This is a genomic window from Streptomyces montanisoli (assembly GCF_017813245.1).
In the GTDB taxonomy this organism is placed as follows: domain Bacteria; phylum Actinomycetota; class Actinomycetes; order Streptomycetales; family Streptomycetaceae; genus Streptomyces; species Streptomyces montanisoli.
Window position 1 is genome coordinate 1 of record NZ_JAGIQL010000326.1, and the last position, 2,422, is coordinate 2,422.

2 protein-coding genes and 1 pseudogene are annotated in these 2,422 nt (G+C 71.8%); 1 reads left to right on the forward strand and 2 read right to left on the reverse strand.

All coding sequences use genetic code 11. From position 1 onward, the window contains the following. Positions 1-181: pseudogene (locus JFN87_RS32845) on the forward strand (ribonuclease HI); the annotation flags it as partial. Between the two features lie 72 nt (positions 182-253). Here JFN87_RS32845 and JFN87_RS32850 read toward each other — a convergent pair. Both JFN87_RS32850 and JFN87_RS32855 read right to left on the reverse strand, forming a co-directional pair. Then, positions 254-1,255, reverse strand: coding sequence for a glycoside hydrolase family 16 protein (locus tag JFN87_RS32850; RefSeq protein ID WP_209346128.1), 1,002 nt, complete (start codon positions 1,253-1,255; stop codon positions 254-256). 245 nt (positions 1,256-1,500) lie between these two features. Continuing rightward, positions 1,501-2,310 carry an SAM-dependent methyltransferase gene (locus JFN87_RS32855; RefSeq protein WP_209346130.1) on the reverse strand — a complete coding sequence of 270 codons (810 nt, stop codon included), beginning with the start codon at positions 2,308-2,310 and terminating at the stop codon, positions 1,501-1,503. Between the last annotated feature and the right edge of the window lie 112 nt (positions 2,311-2,422).

The following is a 2,422-nucleotide window of genomic DNA, read 5'->3' on the forward strand; positions in this document are numbered from 1 at the left end:
CACGCAGGGCGGCGGCGCGCAGCGCGGCGGCGCGCCGGGCAGGAGTGGCGGCGGCTCCCGCACGCTGAAGGCGAAGTTCCCCGGCCGGTGCCGCTGCGGCCGTTCGTACGCGGCGGGCGAGGAGATCGCCAGGAACGACGACGGCTGGGGCCACCCGGCCTGCAGGACCGCCGCGGTGTGAAGACGCGCACGGCGTGCCCCGCCCGGCCGAACGCCGGGCGGGGCACGCCGCGTGGTGCGTGGCGCCAGGCCGTCAGGGAGCCTTGTTGTAGACCGCCACGTAGTCGACGTTCATCTGCCCGCCGGAGACCGTGGCCGCGTTCGGCCCGCCCCCGAACGCGTTCGGGAAGCCACCTCCCATCGCCAGGTCGTAGATGATGAAGAACGGGTGGTCGACGGCCTTGGCCCAGGTGCCCGCGTCGACCTGCGAGGAGTTGACGGTGAAGTAGTTCTGGCCGTCGAGGTACCACCGGATCTGCTCGGGCGACGTCGACCTGTCGATCTGCACGGCGTACGTGTGGTAGCCCGACTGGCAGCCGGCGCAGGCGTGCTCGCCGCTGCCGATGCCGGTGGACTCGTTGCACGGCCCGCCCGGATTGACGCCGCAGTGCAGGGTGCCGAAGACCGAGCTGCGCCCGTTGATGTCCTCCAGGATGTCGACCTCGCCCGAGGCGGGCCAGGTCGTGCCCGTACGCAGCGGCTGGCCCAGCATCCAGAACGCCGGCCAGTAGCCCGCGCCGTTGGACGTCGAGACGTCCGGCTGCTGGATCGAGGACTGCATCATCACGACGCCACCCGGAGGCGCCCCGAACGAGTCGTTCTGGGTCTCGACCCTGCCCGATGTCCAGCCGGACGCCGGATCACTGCCCGAGTGCAGCGCCTTGAGCACCAGGTGGCCATTGCCGTCGAGGTACACGTTGGAGGTCGAGTCGGTCATCGTCTCGATCTCGCCGGTACCGAAGCTGCTGCCCGGGCCGGTGTCGTACTTCCAGGTGCCGGTGTTCAGTCCGCTGCCCGACGCGCCGCTGAAATCGTCGCTCCACGTCGTGGTGAAGCCGGCGGGCGGTGCCGGTACGGCGGACGGCGCCGCCGCGCTGCCGACGTCGGCGCGGGTCGCCGCCGCGCCCCGCTGCGCCGTCGCCGTCAGCCCCGCGATGCTGAGGGCGCCGACAGAAAGCCCGACGAGTGCGAGACGGATCCTGGACCGCCGTGACCTGCGGTCGATCGATGGCCTTGGTGTTTTTCCAGGGGCCATGGAGCATCTCCTGTTCCGTGTGAGCCCGATGTGGGGGTCCGCCCGTACACGGCGTTTCCGCAGGGGAGTTCGGCCATGACCTCTCCTGACAGGGTGGGGACCGTGGAGGGCGTGGACTCCGACTGAGAGCGCTCTCTCAATCAGGAGTTGTCTACCCCCGTCCGCGAGGGCCGTCAAGGCGTTGATCCAAGTGCGCACGTCGGAGCGGGGTGGGCCGGGGGTGGGCCGGACACGCCGGCCGGTCCTCAGGGCTTGACCGCCACCCCGGCGAGGCCGTGCAGCTCCGCCCGGTCGTAGGGTTCCTCGGGCGCGTCGGGGCGCCACAGGGGCAGCGGCACGATCCCGGGCTCCACGAGGTCGAACCCCGCGAAGAACGGCCGCAGTTCCGCGGAACCGCGCATCACGAGCGGGGTCGGCGTCCGCTCGTACACCTCCTGAACGGCACGCTGCCCCGAAGGTGCCGGGCCGTGGTCGAGCGTCGCGTGTGTCAGGACGAGTACGCTGCCCGGCGCGAGCGCGTCGCGGAGTGTGGCGATGATGCCCGCGGGCCGGTCCGCGTCGGGCAGGAAGTGCACGACGGCGACGAGCATCAGCGCGACGGGACGGGAGAGGTCGAGCAGGCGCGTGCCGGGATGGTCGAGTACCGACTCCGGGTCGCGCAGGTCCCCCGCGACGATCGTCGCGTCCGGGTTGTCCTCCAGCACGGCCCGACTGTGCGCCACCGCCACCGGATCGTTGTCGACGTAGACCACCCGCGCGCCCGGCCGCGCCGCCTGCACCACCTCGTGCACGTTGCCGAAGGTCGGTATGCCGGATCCGATGTCCAGGAACTGCGTGATGCCCCGGTCCGTCGCGAACCGCAACGCGCGCTGCATGACCGCCCGGTTGGCCCGCGCGATCGCGGGGATGCCCGGCATGGAGCGCAGCGCGGAGCGCGCCGCCTGTCTGTCGGCCTCGAAGTTGTGCGAGCCGCCGAGGAAGTAGTCGTAGATGCGGGAGACGTTGGCCCTGGTGATGTCGACGCCGCGGGGCGCCCAGGAGGGTCGGTCGGTCACGGCGGGTTCCTCCGGAGGAAAGGTCGCGCGAACGCTGCTGTGCCCATGACCCTACTGAACGTCACTGGACGCGGTGGCCGCGGCCGGGGCGGAGACGGCGCCGGGGGAGGGT

Excerpts from the sequence above, each read along its gene's own strand:
- JFN87_RS32850 (WP_209346128.1), bottom strand. The coding sequence starts at position 1,255 with ATGGCCCCTGGAAAAACACCAAGGCCATCGATCGACCGCAGGTCACGG.